The 21272-nt window shown below is 69.4% G+C and carries 2 protein-coding genes (1 of these 2 running past the window's edge); both read left to right on the forward strand.

What is annotated here, in order from left to right; all coding sequences use genetic code 11:
* A protein-coding gene (locus K9S39_RS12060) for a non-ribosomal peptide synthetase (protein WP_248863347.1) crosses the window boundary here: on the forward strand, positions 1–10597 show its 3' portion. 8816 nt of this gene lie to the left of the window's left edge; 10597 of the gene's 19413 nt are visible here — the last part of the coding sequence; its start codon lies off the left edge, out of view; it ends in the stop codon at positions 10595–10597.
* Positions 10594–21186, forward strand: coding sequence for a non-ribosomal peptide synthetase (locus K9S39_RS12065; protein WP_248863348.1), 10593 nt, complete (start codon positions 10594–10596; stop codon positions 21184–21186). The genes K9S39_RS12060 and K9S39_RS12065 overlap by 4 nt, the downstream gene beginning before the upstream one ends.
* Positions 21187–21272 lie beyond the last annotated feature (86 nt).

Here is a 21272-nt window from a genome sequence, read left to right on the forward strand (position 1 = left end):
CCTCGACGCCAACCTGCGCCCGGTCCCGGCAGGCGTCACCGGCGAGCTCTACATCACCGGCACACAGTTGGCCCACGGCTACCTCAACCGCCCCGACCTCACCGCCGAACGGTTCATCGCCAACCCCTACGGCGAACCGGGCGAGCGCATGTACCGCACCGGGGACTTGGCGCGCCGACGCACCGACGGGGCCCTTGAGTACGCCGGGCGCACCGACGACCAGGTCAAGCTCCGCGGCTTCCGCATCGAACTCGGCGAAATCGAATCCGCCCTCGCCCAGCACCCCGACGTCGCCCAGGCCGCAGTCATCGTCCGCGAAGACCGCCCCGGCGACCAGCGCCTCACCGCGTACGTCGTCGGCACGGACGGCGCAGAACCCAACGCCGCCGCACTCCGCGCCCACCTCCAACAGCGCGTACCCGACTACATGATCCCGGCCGCCTTCATCACCCTCGACGCCCTCCCCCTCACCCCGAACGGCAAGCTCGACCGCAAGGCCCTCCCCGCACCGGACATCAGCGCCACCAGCACTGGCCGTGCTCCGCGCACCCCACAAGAAGAAACCCTCTGCACGGTGTTCGCCGAGGTACTCGGCCTGCCCGAGGTCACCATCGACGACAACTTCTTCGACCTGGGCGGGCACTCCCTGCTCGCCACCCGCCTCATCAGCCGCATCCGTTCCACTCTGAACGCCGAGCTCGACATCCGGGCCCTGTTCGAGACGCCGACCGTCGCCGGACTGGCCGAACGACTCGACGGGGACACCGCGACACGTTCCGCCCTGCGACCAGCCATCCGACCGGAGCGCATCCCGCTGTCGTTCGCCCAGCAACGACTGTGGTTCCTCGGCCAGCTGGAGGGCCCGAGCCCGACGTACAACATCCCGCTGGTCGTACGACTGACAGGCGCTCTGGACGTCGAGGCGTTGCGTGCGGCGTTCGGCGACGTCGTGGCGCGCCACGAGAGCCTCCGCACCCTCTTCCCGCAGGCCGACGGGCACCCCCATCAGCTCGTCCTCGCCCCCGACCAGGCCCGCCCGGAACTGACCATCGCGGACAGCACCCCGGACACCCTCGACGCCGACATCGCCGCCGCGTCGCGGCACGCCTTCGACCTGACAACCGAACTGCCCGTACGCGCCTGGCTGTTCAGCCAGACCAACGATCAGCACGTCCTGGTCGCCATCGTCCACCACATCGCCGGCGACGGCTGGTCCATGGGGCCGCTGGCCCGCGATGTCGCCGCCGCCTACACCGCCCGCCTCGAAAACGAGGCACCGCAGTGGACTCAACTTCCGGTCCAGTACGCCGATTACACCCTGTGGCAGCGCGAGACACTCGGCGGTGAAGACGACGCCACCAGTCTCATTTCTGGCCAGCTCGACTACTGGAAGACGGCCCTGGCCGACCTCCCCGACCAGCTCGAACTGCCCACCGACCGCCCCCGCCCCGCCATCGCCTCACACCACGGCGACACCATCCCACTCACCCTCAGCCCGGAGCTCCACCACCGCCTGACCACCCTGGCCCAGGCACGCCAGGCCAGCCTCTTCATGGTCATCCAAGCCGGCCTCACCGCGCTGCTGACCCGGCTCGGCGCAGGCACGGACATCCCCATCGGCACCCCCATCGCCGGACGCACAGACGAAGCCCTCGACGACCTCATCGGCTTCTTCGTCAACACCCTCGTCCTGCGCACCAACACCGCCGACAACCCCACCTTCGACGAACTGGTCGACCGGGTCCGGGAGACGGACCTTGCTGCCTTCTCCCACCAGGACCTGCCCTTCGAGCGCCTGGTAGAGGTCCTCAACCCGGCCCGCTCCATGGCCCGCCACCCCCTCTTCCAGGTCATGCTGGCCTTCCAGAACGCCCCGGCATCCGACCTGACCATGCCCGGCCTGACCACCACCGTCGACCCCATCGACGCAGGCGCAGCCAAGTTCGACCTCTCCCTCAGCCTCAGCGAGATCTTCACCGCCGACGGCACCGCCCAAGGCATCACCGGCACCCTCGAATACGCCACCGACCTCTTCGACCACAAGACAGCGGCACACATCGCCGAACGCCTCATCCGCCTGCTGGAAGCGGTGACAGCAGACCCTCAACTTCCCATCGCGCAGGCCGAGATCCTGACTCCGGACGAACGGCAGCAGGTGCTGGAGGGGTGGAACGACACTGACCGCCCCCTGCCCGACGCGACGTTCCCGGCCCTCTTCGAGGCACAGGCAGCCAAGACCCCTGACGCCATCGCCGTCGCCCTCGAAGGCGGAGAGCTCACCTACGCGGACCTCAACACCCGCGCCAACCAGCTCGCACGCCTCCTCATCCAACAGGGCGCAGGAGCAGACCGGTTCATCGCCGTAGCACTCCCCCGCTCGGCCGACCTGGTCACCGCACTGCTGGCCGTACTCAAGTCCGGCGCCGCCTACATGCCCGTCGACCCGGGCTACCCGGCCGACCGCATCGCCTACATGCTCCAAGACGCCAGCCCGGCAGCGTTCCTGACTACGCAACTGCTCGCAGCAACGCTTCCCGACCAGGAGCAGAGCACGCCGCGCATCCTGCTGGACCAGGTCTCCCACAAGCACCTGTCCGGTGCCGACCTGGCCGAGGGTGAGCGGACCGCGCCGCTGACGGCGGACACCCCGGCGTACGTCATCTACACCTCCGGCTCCACCGGACGCCCCAAGGGCGTCGTGGTGCCGCATCGTGGCCTGGCCAACCAGGCACAGTGGACCCAAGCCGAGTTCGGTGTCGGCACCGGGGACGTGATGCTCGCGCGGACCTCGATCGGCTTCGACGTCTCCCTCTGGGAGATCTGCCACCCCCTCGCCGCAGGCGCAGCCGTCTGCCCGGCCCCCGACGAGGCCACCCACGACCTGCGTGACCTGCTCGATTACGCCGAACAGCACCAGGTCACCCTCGCCTCCTTCGTCCCCTCCCTCCTCACCACCCTCCCCACCGACCTCGGCCCGGGCTCCCTGCGCCAGGTCTTCTCCGGCGCTGAAGCTCTGCCCACCGCGCTCGCCCATCGCATCACCGCCCAGTGGAACCTCCCGCTGGCCAACCTCTACGGCCCCAGCGAAACCACCATCCAAACCACCGCCCACCACAGCGGCATCGAAAGCGGCAGTGACCAGGCCGCCACTGCGCCCATCGGGCATCCGGTCTGGAATACCCGCACCTACGTCCTCGACGCCAACCTGCGCCCGGTCCCGGCAGGCGTCACCGGCGAGCTCTACATCACCGGCACACAGTTGGCCCACGGCTACCTCAACCGCCCCGACCTCACCGCCGAACGGTTCATCGCCAACCCCTACGGCGAACCGGGCGAGCGCATGTACCGCACCGGGGACTTGGCGCGCCGACGCACCGACGGGGCCCTTGAGTACGCCGGGCGCACCGACGACCAGGTCAAGCTCCGCGGCTTCCGCATCGAACTCGGCGAAATCGAATCCGCCCTCGCCCAGCACCCCGACGTCGCCCAGGCCGCAGTCATCGTCCGCGAAGACCGCCCCGGCGACCAGCGCCTCACCGCGTACGTCGTCGGCACGGACGGCGCAGAACCCAACGCCGCCGCACTCCGCGCCCACCTCCAACAGCGCGTACCCGACTACATGATCCCGGCCGCCTTCATCACCCTCGACGCCCTCCCCCTCACCCCGAACGGCAAGCTCGACCGCAAGGCCCTCCCCGCACCGGACATCAGCGCCACCAGCACTGGCCGTGCTCCGCGCACCCCACAAGAAGAAACCCTCTGCACGGTGTTCGCCGAGGTCCTGGGCCTGCCCGAGGTCACCATCGACGACAACTTCTTCGAGCTGGGCGGCCACTCCCTCCTCGCCGTCACCCTCGTCGAGCGCCTGCGGGCACAGGGCCTGCCCATCGAGGTCCGCGCCCTGTTCACCTCACCCACCGTCGCCGCCCTCGCCACCACCATCGGCCGCGAAAACATCACCATCCCCGCCAACCTCATCCCGGCCAACGCCACCACCATCACCCCCGAGATGCTCCCCCTGGCCGACCTGAGCCAGGGCGAGATCGACAAGATCACGACCACCATCCCCGGCGGCACCCGGAACGTCGCCGACATCTACCCCCTCGCACCCCTCCAAGAGGGCATCTTCTTCCACCACTTGATGACGGCCGACGGCGACAGCGACGTCTACGTCCTCCCCAGCGTCCTCGGCTTCGACTCCCGCACCCGCCTCGACACCTTCCTCACCGTCCTCCAAACCGTCATCGACCGCCACGACATCCTGCGCACCGCCGTCCTCTGGGAAAGGCTCCGCGAACCCATGCAGGTCGTCTGCCGACAGGCCACACTGCCCGTCGAAGAGGTCACTCTCCCTCTCGACACCAGCGACCCGGTAGCCGCGCTGCTCTCTGCGGGCAGTTCCTCAGTGGATATCCGCCGCGCGCCGCTCCTGCGGATGCACATCGCGGCCGAGCCGGGCAGCGACCGGTGGCTCGCACTCCTGCAAATCCACCACCTCGCCCAGGACCACACCGCACTCGACGTCCTCCTCGACGAAGTACGCACCCTCCTCAACGGACACGACGACCGACTCCCCGAACCCCTGCCCTACCGCAACTTCGTGGCCCAAGCCCGCCTGCGCATCCCCCGCGAGGAGCACGAGGAGTTCTTCGCCGACCTCCTCGGCGACGTCACCGAACCCACCGCCCCCTACGGCCTCCTCAACGTCCACGGCGACGGCACCACCATCACCCAAGCCGAACAAGCCCTAGAGCCCCAACTCGCCGCACGTATCAGGGAGCAGGCCCGCCGGCACGGCGTCAGCGCCGCCACCCTCTTCCACGTCACCTGGGCCCGCCTCACCACCACCCTCGCCACCCGCGACGACGTCGTCTTCGGCACCGTCCTCTTCGGCCGCATGGACGCCGGCACCGGATCCGACCGCATGCCCGGCCTCTTCATCAACACCCTCCCCGTACGCGCAAACACCCACGCAACCACCGTGGCCAACGCCGTACACACCATGCAAAACCAACTCGCCAACCTCCTCACCCACGAACACGCCCCCCTCGCCCTCGCCCAACAAGCAAGCGGCGTAGCGAGCCAAGCCCCCTTGTTCACCTCACTGTTGAACTACCGCCACAGCCCAGCCTCCGACCAACAGCAAAACGCCGTCCTCGACGGAGTCGACTTCCTCCACAGCCAAGAGCGCACCAACTACCCGCTCACCATCTCCATCGACGACACCGGCACCGGCTTCGGCCTCACCGTCCAAGCCACCACACCCATCGACCCCCAGTCGGTGTGCACACTCCTCAACGCCACCACCGAAAACGTCGTCGCCGCGCTCGAAACGGCACCGCAGACCCCGCTCCAGGACGTGGAAGTCCTCGCCGCCGACCAGCGCCACCAGGTCCTGGAACAGTGGAACGGCACGGCGCGGCCGACGCCCGTCGCCACGCTTCCGGCCCTCTTCGAGGCCCAGGCAGCCAAGACCCCTGACGCGACCACCGTCACCTCCGGCGACCAAGAGCTCACCTACGCGGAGCTCAACACCCGTGCCAACCGGCTCGCACGCCTCCTCGTCCAACAGGGCGCGGGTCCGGAGCAGTTGGTGGCGGTGGCGGTGCCGCGTTCGCTGGATTTGATGGTGGCGCTGTTCGCCGTGTTGAAGTCCGGTGCGGCGTACGTGCCGGTGGACCCGGGCTACCCGGCCGACCGCATCGCCCACATGCTGCGCGACGCCGCCCCGACCGCGATGCTCACCACGCAGGAGACTGCCGCTGCGCTCCCCAGCGAGGAACACGGCCAGGAACACGGCCAGGGCCAAGACGTGCCGCGCATCCTGCTGGACCAGACCTCCCTGGACCACCTGTCCGGCGCCGACCTGACCGACGACGAGCGGATCGCCCCGCTACGGATCACGACTCCGGCGTATGTGATCTACACGTCGGGTTCCACGGGCCTGCCCAAGGGCGTCGTCGTCCAGCACGCCAGCGTCACCAACCTCCTCACCTGGGCCCGCACCGAATTCACCGCCCAGGAACTCTCCCGGGTCCTGGCCTCCACATCCCTGAACTTCGACGTCTCCGTCTTCGAAATGTTCGCCCCCCTCGTCTCCGGCGGCAGCATCGACATCGTCAAGGACCTCCTCACCCTCACCGACCACCCCGACCACACCTGGAACGGCAGCCTCATCAGCGCCGTCCCCTCCGCCTTCGCCCCAATCCTCCACACCCACACCACCAACACCCGCACCCCCGCCGCCGACACCGTGGTCCTCGCCGGCGAGGCCCTCACCGCCCACGCGGTCCGCGACATCCGCCAAGCCCTCCCCCACGCCCGTATCGCCAATATCTACGGACCCACCGAAGCCACCGTCTACACAACGGCCTGGACCGCAGACACCACCGGCACCACAGGCACCGAAGCCGACGGCACCGCCCCGCCCATCGGCCGCCCCATCGCCAACGCCCGCACCTACGTCCTCGACGCCAACCTCCAACCCGTCCCCACAGGCGTCACCGGCGAGCTCTACCTCGCCGGCACCGGCCTCGCCCGCGGCTACCTCAACCGCCCCGACCTCACCGCAGAACGCTTCATCGCCGACCCCTACGGCGAACCCGGCGCGCGCATGTACCGGACGGGAGACATGGCGCGCTGGCGCGCCGACGGGACCCTGGAGTACGTCGCCCGCGCCGATCACCAGGTCAAGGTCCGCGGCTTCCGCATCGAGCTCGGCGAAATCGAATCCGTCCTCGCCGAGCACCCCGACGTCGCCCAGGTCGCGGTCATCGTCCGCGAAGACCGCCCCGGCGACCAGCGACTGACCGCCTACATCGTCGGTACGGACAACGCAGAGACCGTGGACACGAACGGGGTGCGCGCTCACGTCCAGCAGCGCGTACCGGACTACATGGTCCCCGCCGCCTTCATCACCCTCAACGCCCTCCCCCTCACCCCGAACGGCAAACTGGACCGCAAGGCCCTCCCCACACCGGACCTCACCACAGACAGCACCGGCCGCGCCCCACGCACCCCCCAGGAAGAAACCCTCTGCACGGTGTTCGCCGAGGTCCTGGGCCTGCCCGAGGTCACCATCGACGACAACTTCTTCGAGCTGGGCGGCCACTCCCTCCTCGCCGTCACCCTCGTCGAGCGCCTGCGGGCACAGGGCCTGCCCATCGAGGTCCGCGCCCTGTTCACCTCACCCACCGTCGCCGCCCTCGCCACCACCATCGGCCGCGAAAACATCACCATCCCCGCCAACCTCATCCCGGCCAACGCCACCACCATCACCCCCGAGATGCTCCCCCTGGCCGACCTGAGCCAGGGCGAGATCGACAAGATCACGACCACCATCCCCGGCGGCACCCGGAACGTCGCCGACATCTACCCCCTCGCACCCCTCCAAGAGGGCATCTTCTTCCACCACTTGATGACGGCCGACGGCGACAGCGACGTCTACGTCCTCCCCAGTGTCCTCGGCTTCGACTCCCGCACCCGCCTCGACACCTTCCTCACCGTCCTCCAAACCGTCATCGACCGCCACGACATCCTGCGCACCGCCGTCCTCTGGGAAGGACTTCGCGAACCCATGCAGGTCGTCTGCCGCCGAGCAGACATCCCCGTCGAAGAGGTCACCCTCAAGCCAGGCGACTTGGACGCGGCGAGCCAGCTCATGGCCGCCGGCGCGCCGTCGATGGACATCCGCCGTGCACCGCTCCTGCGGATGCACATCGCGGCCGAGCCGGGCAGCGACCGGTGGCTCGCACTCCTGCAAATCCACCACCTCGCCCAGGACCACACCGCACTCGACGTCCTCCTCGACGAAGTACGCACCCTCCTCAACGGACACGACAACCAACTCCCCGAACCCCTGCCCTACCGCAACTTCGTGGCCCAAGCCCGCCTGCGCATCCCCCGCGAGGAGCACGAGGAGTTCTTCGCCGACCTCCTCGGCGACGTCACCGAACCCACCGCCCCCTACGGCCTCCTCAACGTCCACGGCGACGGCACCACCATCACCCAAGCCGAACAAGCCCTAGAGCCCCAACTCGCCGCACGTATCAGGGAGCAGGCCCGCCGGCACGGCGTCAGCGCCGCCACCCTCTTCCACGTCACCTGGGCCCGCCTCACCACCACCCTCGCCACCCGCGACGACGTCGTCTTCGGCACCGTCCTCTTCGGCCGCATGGACGCCGGCACCGGATCCGACCGCATGCCCGGCCTCTTCATCAACACCCTCCCCGTACGCGCAAACACCCACGCAACCACCGTGGCCAACGCCGTACACACCATGCAAAACCAACTCGCCAACCTCCTCACCCACGAACACGCCCCCCTCGCCCTCGCCCAACAAGCAAGCAACATCCCCGCCCAAGCCCCGCTCTTCACCTCCCTCCTCAACTACCGCCACACCACGACCCCCGCCCCCCAGCAAGACACCCCCCTCGAAGGCATCGACCTCCTCCACAGCCAGGAGCGCACCAACTACCCGCTCACCATCTCCATCGACGACACCGGCACCGGCTTCGGCCTCACCGTCCAAGCCACCACACCCATCGACCCCGCCACACTCTGCGTACTTCTGCAGACCACCGCCCAAAACCTCGTCACCGCACTGGAAGCAGCCCCCGACACCCCCCTCCAGGAGATCGAGATTCTCAGGTCGGGCGAGCAGCGGCAGTTGCTGGAGACCTGGAACAACACGGCGCAGCACGTCCCCGACGCCACACTCCCGGACCTCATCCAGGCACAGACCGCCAGGACCCCCGACGCGACCGCCGTCGCCTTCGAGGGTCAGGAGCTGACGTACACGGACCTCAACTCCCGTGCCAACCAGCTCGCTCGGCAGCTCGTTGCGCAGGGTGCGGGCCCAGAGAAGTTCGTGGCGGTGGCGCTCCCCCGCTCGCTGGACTTGGTCGTCGCGCTGCTCGCGGTGCTGAAGTCCGGCGCGGCGTACGTACCCGTCGACCTCAGCTATCCGGCCGACCGGATCGCCTACATGCTGGAGGACGCCACTCCGGCCGCCGTCCTGACCACGCGCGAGATAGCGGCGACGCGTCCTGCCCAGGGCGTGCCGTGCATCGTCGTGAACCAAGCGGACCAAGCGCACCAAGGCGACCTCAACGACCCGACTGAGGCGGACCCGACCGACACGGACCTCACCGACGCGGAGCGGACCGCCCCGCTGACGGCGGACTCCCCGGCGTACGTCATCTACACCTCCGGCTCCACCGGACGCCCCAAGGGCGTCGTCGTACCGCACTCGGGCATCGTCAACCGACTGCTGTGGATGCAGGACCAGTACGGACTGGCGACGGACGACCGCGTACTGCAGAAGACGCCGTCCGGATTCGACGTGTCGGTCTGGGAGTTCTTCTGGCCGCTCATCACCGGAGCTGTGCTGGTGGTGGCCCGTCCGGAGGGTCACAAGGACCCCGCATACCTGGCCACGCTGATCCAGGAACAGCGGGTGACGACCGCCCACTTCGTACCGTCCATGCTCCAGGTCTTCCTGCAGGAACCGGCCGCGGCCCGCTGCACCGGCCTGCGACGCGTCATCTGCAGCGGCGAGGCCCTCCCCGCCGAACTGGCCCAGCGCTTCCTCACAACGCTCGATGTGCCGCTGCACAACCTGTACGGACCCACCGAGGCATCCGTCGACGTCACCTCCTGGGAATGCCACCGCGACAACCAGGCCGCATCTGTGCCGATCGGCCGACCGGTCTGGAACACCCGGCTGTACGTCCTCGACTCCGCCCTACGACCCGTCCCCGAGGGCGTAACCGGCGAACTCTACATCGCAGGCGCACAGTTGGCCCGGGGCTACCTCAACCGCCACGGCCTCACCGCCGAACGGTTCATCGCGGACCCGTACGGCCAGCCGGGCACGCGCATGTACCGCACCGGTGACCTCGCACGCTGGCGCGCCGACGGCGCCCTCGAATACCTCGCCCGCGCCGACCACCAGGTCAAGATCCGCGGCTTCCGCATCGAACTCGGCGAAATCGAGAGCGTCCTCACCCAGCACGACGCCGTCGCCCAAGCCGCCGTCATCGTCCGCGAAGACCGGCCGGGCGACCAACGCCTGACCGCCTACCTCGTCGGCACAGACAACACCGACGGCACCACCACCGATGGCACCGACGGCACCAACGGGACCTCGCCCGACGCCACCGCGCTCCGCGCCCACCTCCACCGGCGCGTACCGGAGTACATGGTCCCGGCGGCGTTCATGGTCCTCGACGCCCTCCCGCTCACCCCGAACGGCAAGCTGGACCGCAAGGCCCTCCCCGCACCGGACATCAGCACCACCCGTACCGGCCGCGCCCCACGCACCCCACAGGAGCAGGAGCTGTGCGCGGTCTTCGCTGAGGTCCTCGGGCTGCCCCAAGTGACCGTCGACGACAACTTCTTCGAGCTGGGTGGCCACTCCCTGCTCGCGACCCGACTGATCAGCCGCGTCCGCTCGGCCCTCGACGCCGAGCTGGACATCCGGGCGCTGTACGAGGCCCCGACCGTGGCGGGGCTGGCCGAACGGCTTGGCAGCGCGAAGAAAGCACGCCCCGCTCTGCGCCGGATGGCCAGGCCCACTTCTGAGGAGAACGCATGATCCCGCTTTCGTTCGCGCAGCAGCGGCTGTGGTTCCTGAGCCGGCTGGAGGGCCCGAGCCCGACGTACAACATCCCGCTGGTCGTGCGGCTCACGGGCGCTCTGGACGTCGACGCGCTGCGGTCGGCGCTCGGCGACGTCGTCGAGCGCCACGAAAGCCTGCGCACCCTCTTCCCGGAGGCCAACGGGCAGCCCCGTCAGCACGTCATCCCGCCTGATCAGGCCCGCCCGGAACTGACGGTGGTCGACAGCAGCAGGGCGACGCTGGACGCGGAGATCGCCGACGCCTGCGCCCACGCCTTCGACCTGGCCACCGAACTGCCCGTACGTACCTGGCTGTTCACCCTCTCCCCCGACGAACACGTCCTGGTCGCCGTCGTCCACCACATCGCCGGCGACGGCTGGTCCATGGGGCCGCTCGCCCGCGACGTCGCCACCGCCTACACCGCACGCTGCAAGGGCCAGACCCCCGACTGGGTCGAGCTGCCCGTCCAGTACATCGACTACACCCTGTGGCAGCGCGAGGTTCTCGGCAGCGAGGCGGACCCCGAAAGCCTCATCACCGCCCAGCTCGACTACTGGAAGACCGCTCTGGCCGGCCTGCCCGACCAGTTGGAGCTGCCCGCCGACCGGCCCCGCCCGGTCGTCGCCTCGCATCGCGGCGACACCGTGCCGGTCGTCCTCGGCCCCGAGGTCCACCGCAAGGTGATCGCTCTGTCGCAGGCCCGACAGGCCAGCGTGTTCATGGTCGTGCAGGCCGGCATCGCCGCGCTCCTGACCCGCCTGGGCGCCGGTACGGACGTACCCATCGGCACCCCCATCGCCGGACGCACGGACGAAGCACTCGACGACCTCGTCGGCTTCTTCGTCAACACCCTCGTCCTGCGCACCGACACTTCCGCCAACCCCTCCTTCGGCGAACTCGTCGACCGGGTCCGGGAGGCGGACCTTGCGGCCTTCTCCCACCAGGACCTGCCGTTCGAGCGCCTGGTCGAGATCCTCAACCCGGCCCGCTCCATGGCCCGCCACCCGCTCTTCCAGGTCGTGCTCGCGTTCCAGAACGCGCCCGCGGCGGACCTGACGATGCCCGGCCTGACCACCGCCGTCGACCCGGTGGGCGGCGAAGGGGCGAAGTTCGACCTGTCGTTCAACCTGGGCGAGCTCTTCGCCTCCGACGGCTCACCCGGCGGCATCAGCGGCACCCTCGAATACGCCACCGACCTCTTCGACGAGGAGACCGCACGGGGCATCGCCGAGCGGCTGGCGCGCTTCCTCGAAGCGGTGACTGCGGACCCTGAACTCCCCATCGGACAGGCCGAGATCCTCACTCCGCAGGAGCGTCACCAGGTCCTGGTGGCATGGAACGAAGCCGACCGGTCCGCTCCGCTCGACTCCGGCCAACATGCCTCCGACGGCGCCGCCCGGCGGCCGACCGCCGCCACGGGCACCGCCCGCCCGGCCCCTGGAGCCACGCTGCCCGACCTCTTCGAGGCCCAGGCTGCCAAGACCCCCGACGCGACCGCCGTCACCTTCGAGGGCCGGCACCTGACCTACGCGGAACTCAACGCCCGTGCCAACCAACTCGCCCACCACCTCATCGACGTGGGCATTGGTCCCGAGAGCCTCGTGGCCGTGGTGCTGGATCGCTCCGCGGACCTGGTCGTCGCGCTGCTGGCCGTGCTGAAGTCCGGCGCCGCCTACGTGCCGGTCGACCCGACGTACCCCGCCGAGCGCATCGCCATGCTGTTCCACGACGCCGATCCCGGCGCCGTCCTCACCACGGCGGCGTACGCTCCGGTCGTCGCCGAGGCCACGAGGAACTCCCGCCCCACGGTGGTGCTGGACGACGCGACCACCGTCGGCGACCTGACGGCCCGACCGCGCACCGATCCCGACGACGCACACCGCAGCCGCCCGCTCGCCCCCATCCACCCGGCGTACGTCATCTACACCTCCGGCTCCACCGGACGCCCCAAGGGCGTGGTGATCCCGCACGAGAACGTGGCGAACCTGCTGGACTCCGCCGACGGCCTGTTCGGCTTCGGGCCCGACGACGTCTGGGCGCTGTTCCACTCCTTCGCGTTCGACTTCTCGGTCTGGGAACTGTGGGGACCGCTGCTGACCGGCGGCCGCCTGGTCGTGGTCCCGTACGCGGTCTCCCGTACGCCCGCCGAGTTCCTGGAGCTGCTGGCCCGGGAGCGGGTCACGATCCTCAACCAGACCCCGTCGGCCTTCTACCAACTGGTGGAGGCCGAGGCGGAGAACCCCGACATCGGCGATCAACTCGCCCTGCGTTCCGTGGTGTTCGGCGGCGAAGCGCTGGACACGGGACGTCTCGACGAGTGGTACGCGCGCCACCCGGACCGGCCGACGCTCGTGAATATGTACGGGATCACCGAGACGACGGTGCACGTCAGCCACATCGCCCTCACCCCGGAGTCCGCCTCGGAGCACTCCGGCCGGAGCGTGATCGGCCGGGGCCTGCCGGGCCTGCGGGTGTACGTACTGGACGGACAGCTGCGGCCGGTTCCCGCCGGAGTGACGGGCGAGATGTACGTAGCCGGGCGACAGTTGGCCCGCGGCTACCTCAACCGCCGCGCCCTGACGGCGGAGCGGTTCGTCGCGGACCCGTACGGCGAGCCGGGCACGCGCATGTACCGATCCGGGGACTTGGCGCGCTGGCGCGCCGACGGGACCCTTGAGTACGCCGGGCGCGCCGACCACCAGGTCAAGGTCCGCGGCTTCCGCATCGAGCTGGGCGAGATCGAGTCCGTCCTCGCCGAGCACGCTGACGTGGCCCAGGTCGCGGCCATCGTCCGCGAGGACCGCCCCGGCGACCAGCGGCTGACCGCGTACGTCGTCGGTAGGGGCGCGGGCACACTGTGCGCGGGGACACCGGACGCGGGGACACCGGATGTGAGGACGCCGGACGCGAGGACGCCGGATGTGGACGCGCTCCGCGCTCACCTCCAGCAGCGCGTGCCGGACTACATGATCCCGGCGGCCTTCATGACGCTGGACGCGCTGCCGCTGACGCCGAACGGGAAGCTGGACCGCAAGGCCCTGCCCGCCCCGGAGTTGACCGCCGACGGCACCGGTCGCGCCCCGCGCACGCCGCAGGAAGAGACCCTGTGCGCGGTGTTCGCCGAGGTACTCGGGCTGCCTCAGGTCACCATCGACGATAGCTTCTTCGACCTGGGCGGGCACTCCCTCCTCGCCACCCGCCTGACCAGCCGCGTCCGCTCGGCCCTCGACGTCGAGCTGGACATCCGGACGCTGTTCGAGGCACCGACCGTCGCGGGGCTGGCCGAGCGGCTGAAGCAGGACGGCGCCAGGCGGCCCGCGCTGCTCCCGGCCGTCCGGCCAGAGCGGATTCCGCTGTCGTTCGCGCAGCAACGGCTGTGGTTCCTGGGCCGCCTGGAGGGCCCGAGCCCGACGTACAACATCCCGCTGGTCGTACGGCTCACGGGCGCTCTGGACGTCGACGCATTGCGCGCGGCGTTCGGCGACGTCGTCGAGCGCCACGAAAGCCTGCGCACCCTCTTCCCTGACGACAACGGGCAGCCCTACCAGCGCGTCATCGACGCCGACCGTGCCCGCCCGGAACTGACGGTGGTCGAGAGCAGCGAGACGACGCTGGACGCGGAGATCGCCGACGCCTGCGCCCACGCCTTCGACCTGGCCACCGAACTGCCCGTACGCACCTGGCTGTTCACCCTCTCCCCCGACGAACACATCCTGGTCGCCGTCGTCCACCACATCGCCGGCGACGGCTGGTCCATGGGACCGCTCGCCCGCGACGTCGCCACCGCCTACACCGCCCGCAGCAAGGACCAGACCCCCGACTGGGTCGAACTTCCGGTCCAGTACGCCGACTACACCCTGTGGCAGCGCGAGACCCTCGGCGCTGAGGACGACGCCACCAGTCTCATTTCCGCGCAGCTGGACTACTGGAAGACGGCCCTGGCCGACCTCCCCGACCAGCTGGAGCTGGCCACCGACCGGCCCCGCCCGGCCGTCGCCTCGCACCGTGGTGACTCGGTCCCCATCGCGCTCGGCTCGGAGCTGCACCAGCGACTGACGACCCTGGCCCAGACACGCCAAGCCAGCCTCTTCATGGTCATCCAAGCCGGCCTCACCGCACTCCTGACCCGGCTCGGAGCCGGTACGGACGTACCCATCGGCACCCCCATCGCCGGACGTACGGACGAAGCACTCGACGACCTCGTCGGCTTCTTCGTCAACACCCTCGTCCTACGCACCAACACCGCCGACAACCTCACCTTCGAAGACCTGGTCGACCGCGTCCGGGAGACGGACCTGGCCGCCTACGCCCACCAGGACCTCCCCTTCGAGCGCCTGGTAGAGGTCCTCAACCCGGCCCGCTCCATGGCCCGCCACCCCCTCTTCCAGGTCATGCTGGCCTTCCAGAACGCCCCAGCATCCGACCTGACCATGCCCGACCTGACCACCACCATCGACCCCATCGACGCAGGCACAGCCAAGTTCGACCTGTCGTTCGGCCTCAGCGAGCTGTTCGATGACGACGGCTCGGCCCTGGGCATCACTGGCACGCTCGAATACGCCATGGATCTGTTCGACCGGAAGACGGCGCAGAGCATCGCCGAGCGGCTGGTGCGCTTCCTCGAAGCGGTGACAGCAGACCCTCAACTGCCCATCGGACAGGCCGAGATCCTGGCTCCCGGCGAGCGGAAGCAGCTACTGGAGGGCTGGAACGACACCGACCGACCGCTGCCCGACGCGACGCTCCCGGCCCTCTTCGAGGCGCGGGCCACCGAGACCCCCGACGCGACTGCGGTCGTCGCCGAGAACGAAGAGGTCTCGTACGGTGAACTCAACGCCCGGGCCAACCAATTGGCGCGTCTCCTGATCGAGCGGGGCGCAGGCCCGGGGGCCCGCGTGGCGGTGGCGCTGCCGCGCTCCGTCGAGCTGGTCACCGCGCTGCTGGGCGTACTCAAGTCCGGCGCCACGTACGTACCGGTGGACCCTGGCTACCCGGCCGACCGGATCACCTACATGCTCCGCGATGCCGCCCCGGCCGTGGTGCTGACCACGAACGCGATACGGGCTACGCTCCCCGGCGACGACGGCAACGTCCCCCGCATCTCCCTCGACCGCACTTCGCTGGATCACCTGTCCGGTGCCGACCTGGCCGAGGGCGAGCGGAGCGCGCCGCTGACGGCGGACACCCCGGCGTACGTCATCTACACCTCCGGCTCCACCGGACGCCCCAAGGGCGTCGTGGTGCCGCATCGTGGCCTGGCCAACCAGGCACAGTGGACCCAAGCCGAGTTCGGTGTCGGTGCCGGGGACGTGATGCTCGCGCGGACCTCGATCGGCTTCGACGTCTCCCTATGGGAGATCTGCCATCCCTTGATCGCCGGGGCAGCCGTCTGCCCGGCCCCCGACGAGGCCACCCACGACCTGCGTGACCTGCTCGGTTACGCCGAACAGCACCAGGTCACCCTCGCCTCGTTTGTTCCGTCCCTCCTCGCTACCCTCCCCACTGGCCTCGGCCCGGGCGCCTTGCGCCAGGTCTTCTCGGGTGCCGAGGCCCTGCCCACCGCCCTCGCCCACCGCATCACCACGCAGTGGAACCTCCCGCTGGCCAACCTCTACGGCCCCAGCGAAACCACCATCCAAACCACCGTCCACCACAGCGACAGCAACGACGACCAGACCGCTACCGCCCCCATCGGCCACCCGGTCTGCAACACCAAGCTGTACGTCCTCGACGCCAGCCTGCGCCCAGTCCCAGCAGGCGTCACCGGCGAGCTCTACATCACCGGAACACAACTCGCCCACGGCTACCTCAACCGCCCCGACCTCACCGCCGAACGCTTCATCGCCAACCCCTACGGCCAGCCCGGCACCCGCATGTACCGCACCGGGGACTTGGCGCGCTGGCGCGCCGACGGGACCCTTGAGTACGCCGGGCGCACCGACGACCAGGTCAAGCTTCGCGGCTTCCGCATCGAACTGGGCGAAATCGAATCCGTCCTCGCCGAGCACGCCGACGTCGCCCAGGTCGCGGTCATCGTGCGGGAGGACCGCCCCGGCGACCAGCGCCTCACCGCGTACGTCGTCAGCACGGACAACGCCGAGACCATGGACACAAGCGCCATCCGCACCCACCTCCAACAGCGCGTACCGGACTACATGATCCCGACGGCCTTCGTAGCCCTCGACGCGCTGCCGCTGACGCCGAACAGCAAGCTGGACCGCAAGGCCCTCCCCGCACCGGACCTCACCACAGACAGCACCGGCCGCGCCCCGCGCACCCCGCAGGAAGAAGCCCTCTGCACGGTGTTCGCCGAGGTCCTGGGCCTGCCCGAGGTCACCATCGACGACAACTTCTTCGAGCTGGGCGGCCACTCCCTCCTCGCCGTCACCCTCGTCGAGCGCCTGCGGGCACAGGGCCTGCCCATCGAGGTCCGCGCCCTGTTCACCTCACCCACCGTCGCGGCTTTGGCTACCACGATCGGTCGCGAGGCCATCGCGGTGCCGGCTAACCTCATCCCGGCCGACGCCACCGCGATCACTCCGCAGATGTTGCCCCTGGTGGACCTGGACCAGGACGAGATCGACAAGATCACCACTGTTATCCCCGGTGGTGCAGCTAACGTCGCTGATATCTATCCGCTGGCCCCGCTGCAAGAGGGCATCTTCTTTCACCACTTGATGGCTACGGACGGCGACAGCGACGTCTACGTGCTGCCGACCGTCCTCGGCTTCGACTCCCGCACCCGCCTCGACACCTTCCTCACCGTCCTCCAGAAGGTCATCGACCGCCACGACATCCTGCGCACCGCCGTCCTCTGGGAAAGGCTCCCCGAGCCGGTGCAGGTCGTCTGCCGACAGGCCACACTGCCCGTCGAAGAGGTCACTCTCCCTCTCGACACCAGCGACCCGGTAGCCGCGCTGCTCTCTGCGGGCAGTTCCTCAGTGGATATCCGCCGCGCGCCGCTCCTGCGGATGCACATCGCGGCCGAGCCGGGCAGCGACCGGTGGCTCGCACTCCTGCAAATCCACCACCTCGCCCAGGACCACACCGCACTCGACGTCCTCCTCGACGAAGTACGCACCCTCCTCAACGGACACGACAACCAACTCCCCGAACCCCTGCCCTACCGCAACTTCGTGGCCCAAGCCCGCCTGCGCATCCCCCGCGAGGAGCACGAGGAGTTCTTCGCCGACCTCCTCGGCGACGTCACCGAACCCACCGCCCCCTACGGCCTCCTCAACGTCCACGGCGACGGCACCACCATCACCCAAGCCGAACAAGCCCTAGAGCCCCAACTCGCCGCACGTATCAGGGAGCAGGCCCGCCGGCACGGCGTCAGCGCCGCCACCCTCTTCCACGTCACCTGGGCCCGCCTCACCACCACCCTCGCCACCCGCGACGACGTCGTCTTCGGCACCGTCCTCTTCGGCCGCATGGACGCCGGCACCGGATCCGACCGCATGCCCGGCCTCTTCATCAACACCCTCCCCGTACGCGCAAACACCCACGCAACCACCGTGGCCAACGCCGTACACACCATGCAAAACCAACTCGCCAACCTCCTCACCCACGAACACGCCCCCCTCGCCCTCGCCCAACAAGCAAGCGGCGTAGCGAGCCAAGCCCCCTTGTTCACCTCACTGTTGAACTACCGCCACAGCCCAGCCTCCGACCAACAGCAAAACGCCGTCCTCGACGGAGTCGACTTCCTCCACAGCCAAGAGCGCACCAACTACCCGCTCACCATCTCCATCGACGACACCGGCACCGGCTTCGGCCTCACCGTCCAAGCCACCACACCCATCGACCCCCAGTCGGTGTGCACACTCCTCAACGCCACCACCGAAAACGTCGTCGCCGCGCTCGAAACAGCCCCCCACACCCCCCTCCAGGAGATCGAGATCCTGGGGTCGGGCGAGCAGCAGCAGTTGCTGGAGACCTGGAACAACACGGCGCAGCACGTCCCCGACGCCACACTCCCGGACCTCATCCAGGCACAGGCCACCAGGACCCCCGATGCAACCGCCGTCGCCTTCGAGAGCCAAGAGCTGACCTACGCAGAACTCAACACCCGCGCCAACCAGCTCGCACGCCTCCTCATCCAACAGGGCGCCGGCCCAGAGCAGTTGGTGGCGGTCGCGCTGCCGCGCTCACTGAACTTGATCGTGGCACTACTCGCGGTGCTCAAGTCCGGCGCGGCCTATGTGCCCATCGACCCGGGCCATCCGGCCGACCGCATTGCCTACGTGCTGCAGGACGCCAACCCGGCCGCAGTACTGACCACGGCAGAGACGGTCGCTGCGCTCCCCGGCCAGGAACAACACGGCCAAGGCCAGGACGTGCCGCGCATCCTGCTGGACCAGACCTCCCTGGGCCACCTGGCCGGCACCGACCTGACCGACGGCGAACGGACAGCTCCCCTGACGGCGGACACCCCGGCGTACGTCATCTACACCTCCGGCTCCACCGGACGCCCCAAGGGCGTCGTCGTACCCCACCGGGCACTGACCAACTTCCTGACCTCCATGCAGGAACGCTTCCAACTCGACGAAAACGACCGCCTCCTGGCCGTCACCACCGTCGCCTTCGACATCGCCGCACTAGAGCTCTACCTCCCCCTCCTGACCGGCGCCCGCACCATCCTCGCCTCCCACAAAGCAGTACAGGACCCGCAGGCCCTGCGCGCCCTCGCCCACGCCACCGGAGCCACCACCCTCCAAGCCACCCCCAGCCTCTGGCACGCCCTCACCACCGACACCAGCCACTCCCTCACCGGCATCCGCGCCCTCGTCGGCGGCGAAGCACTCCCCACCGACCTCGCCCGCACACTGACGGCCCGCACCGCCTCGGTCACCAACCTCTACGGCCCGACCGAAACCACCATCTGGTCCACCGCCCACCCCCTCCACATCGCACCCGACACCTCGCCAGCCATCGGCCGACCGATCGCCAACACGCAGGTCTACGTCCTCGACGCAGCCCTCCGGCCGGTCCCGGCAGGCGTCGCCGGCGAGCTGTACATCGCGGGCAATGGCCTTGCCCGGGGCTACCTCAACCGCCGCTCTCTCACCGCCGAGCGGTTCGTCGCCGACCCGTACGGCGAACCCGGCGCACGCATGTACCGGACGGGAGACTTGGCGCGCTGGCGCGCCGACGGCACCCTCGAATACCTCGCCCGCGCCGACGACCAGGTCAAGCTCCGCGGCTTCCGCATCGAACTCGGCGAGATCGAGTCGGTCCTCACCGAGCACCCCGACGTCGCGCAGGCCACGGTCATCGTCCGCGAGGACCGCCCCGGCGACCAGCGCCTGACCGCGTACGTCGTCGGTACGGGCACGGGGACGCCGGGTGCGGGGACGCCGGACACAGCTGCGCTCCGCGCCCACCTCCAGCAGCACGTACCGGACTACATGATCCCGGCCGCCTTCATCACCCTCAACGCCCTCCCCCTCACCCCGAACGGCAAACTGGACCGCAAGGCCCTCCCCGCCCCGGACCTCACCACAGACAGCACCGGCCGCGGCCCGCGCACACCACAGGAGCAGACCCTCTGCGCGGTGTTCGCCGAGATCCTCGGCCTCCCCCAAGTCACCATCGACGACGACTTCTTCGAACTCGGTGGTCACTCCCTGCTGGCGACCCGCCTCATCAGCCGCATCCGTACCGCCCTGGGGGTGGAGCTGAGCATCCGGACGCTCTTCGAGGCCCCCACCGTGGCCGGGCTGGCCGAGCGGCTGGGGGTGGACAAGCCGGACGACGCGTTTGAGGTTCTGCTGCCGCTCAGGTCGTCGGGCACGGCGACGCCGCTGTTCTGCGTCCACCCGTTGGGCTCGCTCAGCTGGTGCTACGCCGGACTCACGTCGCACATCGGCCCGGAGCACCCGGTTTACGGCCTGCAGGCCAAGGGGCTGCTGCGCCCCGGCGGCCTGCCCAGGAGCCCGGAGGCCATGGCCGCCGAGTATCTGGCTCACCTCCGCACTGTGCAGCCCATGGGCCCGTACCAGCTGCTGGGCTGGTCGTTCGGGGGCAACATCGCCTACGAGATGGCGGTGCAGCTTGAGGAGCAGGGCGAGGAGGTCTCACTCCTGGCGGTCCTCGACGCGCCCATCGACGTCGCCGAACCGCTCTCCGAGTCGTTCGTGGAACGGCAAGTGCTCGAAACGCTGCTGGATAGCCTCGGGCACAATCCCGAGGAGTCCGAAATCGAGTCGCTCGACCGCACGAACGTCATCGCCTACCTGCGCGGCGTGTACCCCGACTGGGGCGAGAAGGAAGAGGTCAGGGTCAACTCCTTCGTGGATTCTGCCCTTCACAGCGGAAGGCTGCTGAGGCAGTTCACGCCTCGTGCGTATGCGGGGAACATGCTGTTCTTCAACGCGGAGCCGGCCGAGCCCGGAATGCCGGTTTCGGCGGCGCCTTGGCGCAAGCACGTCAGCGGTGAGATCACCGAGATTTCCGTCGGCTGTGCGCACGCGGACATGATGCGGGCCAATCCGCTCGCTTATATCGGAAAGGTCGTGGCGAACGCCATGGCGGGCAAGCCGCCGCTGGGCGGGAATGCCTGACGAGCACCGTTGTGCCGCCTCGGCTCCGGAACGTTCAGCCAGAGCCGGGGCGGCCCTCATGGGAAGAATTCACCGGGCCGACGCGC

Origin of the sequence: Streptomyces halobius (assembly GCF_023277745.1) — a bacterium.
GTDB classification, from domain to species: Bacteria; Actinomycetota; Actinomycetes; order Streptomycetales; family Streptomycetaceae; genus Streptomyces; species Streptomyces halobius.

Excerpts from the sequence above, each read along its gene's own strand:
- K9S39_RS12065 (WP_248863348.1), top strand. The coding sequence starts at position 10,594 with ATGATCCCGCTTTCGTTCGCGCAGCAGCGGCTGTGGTTCCTGAGCCGG.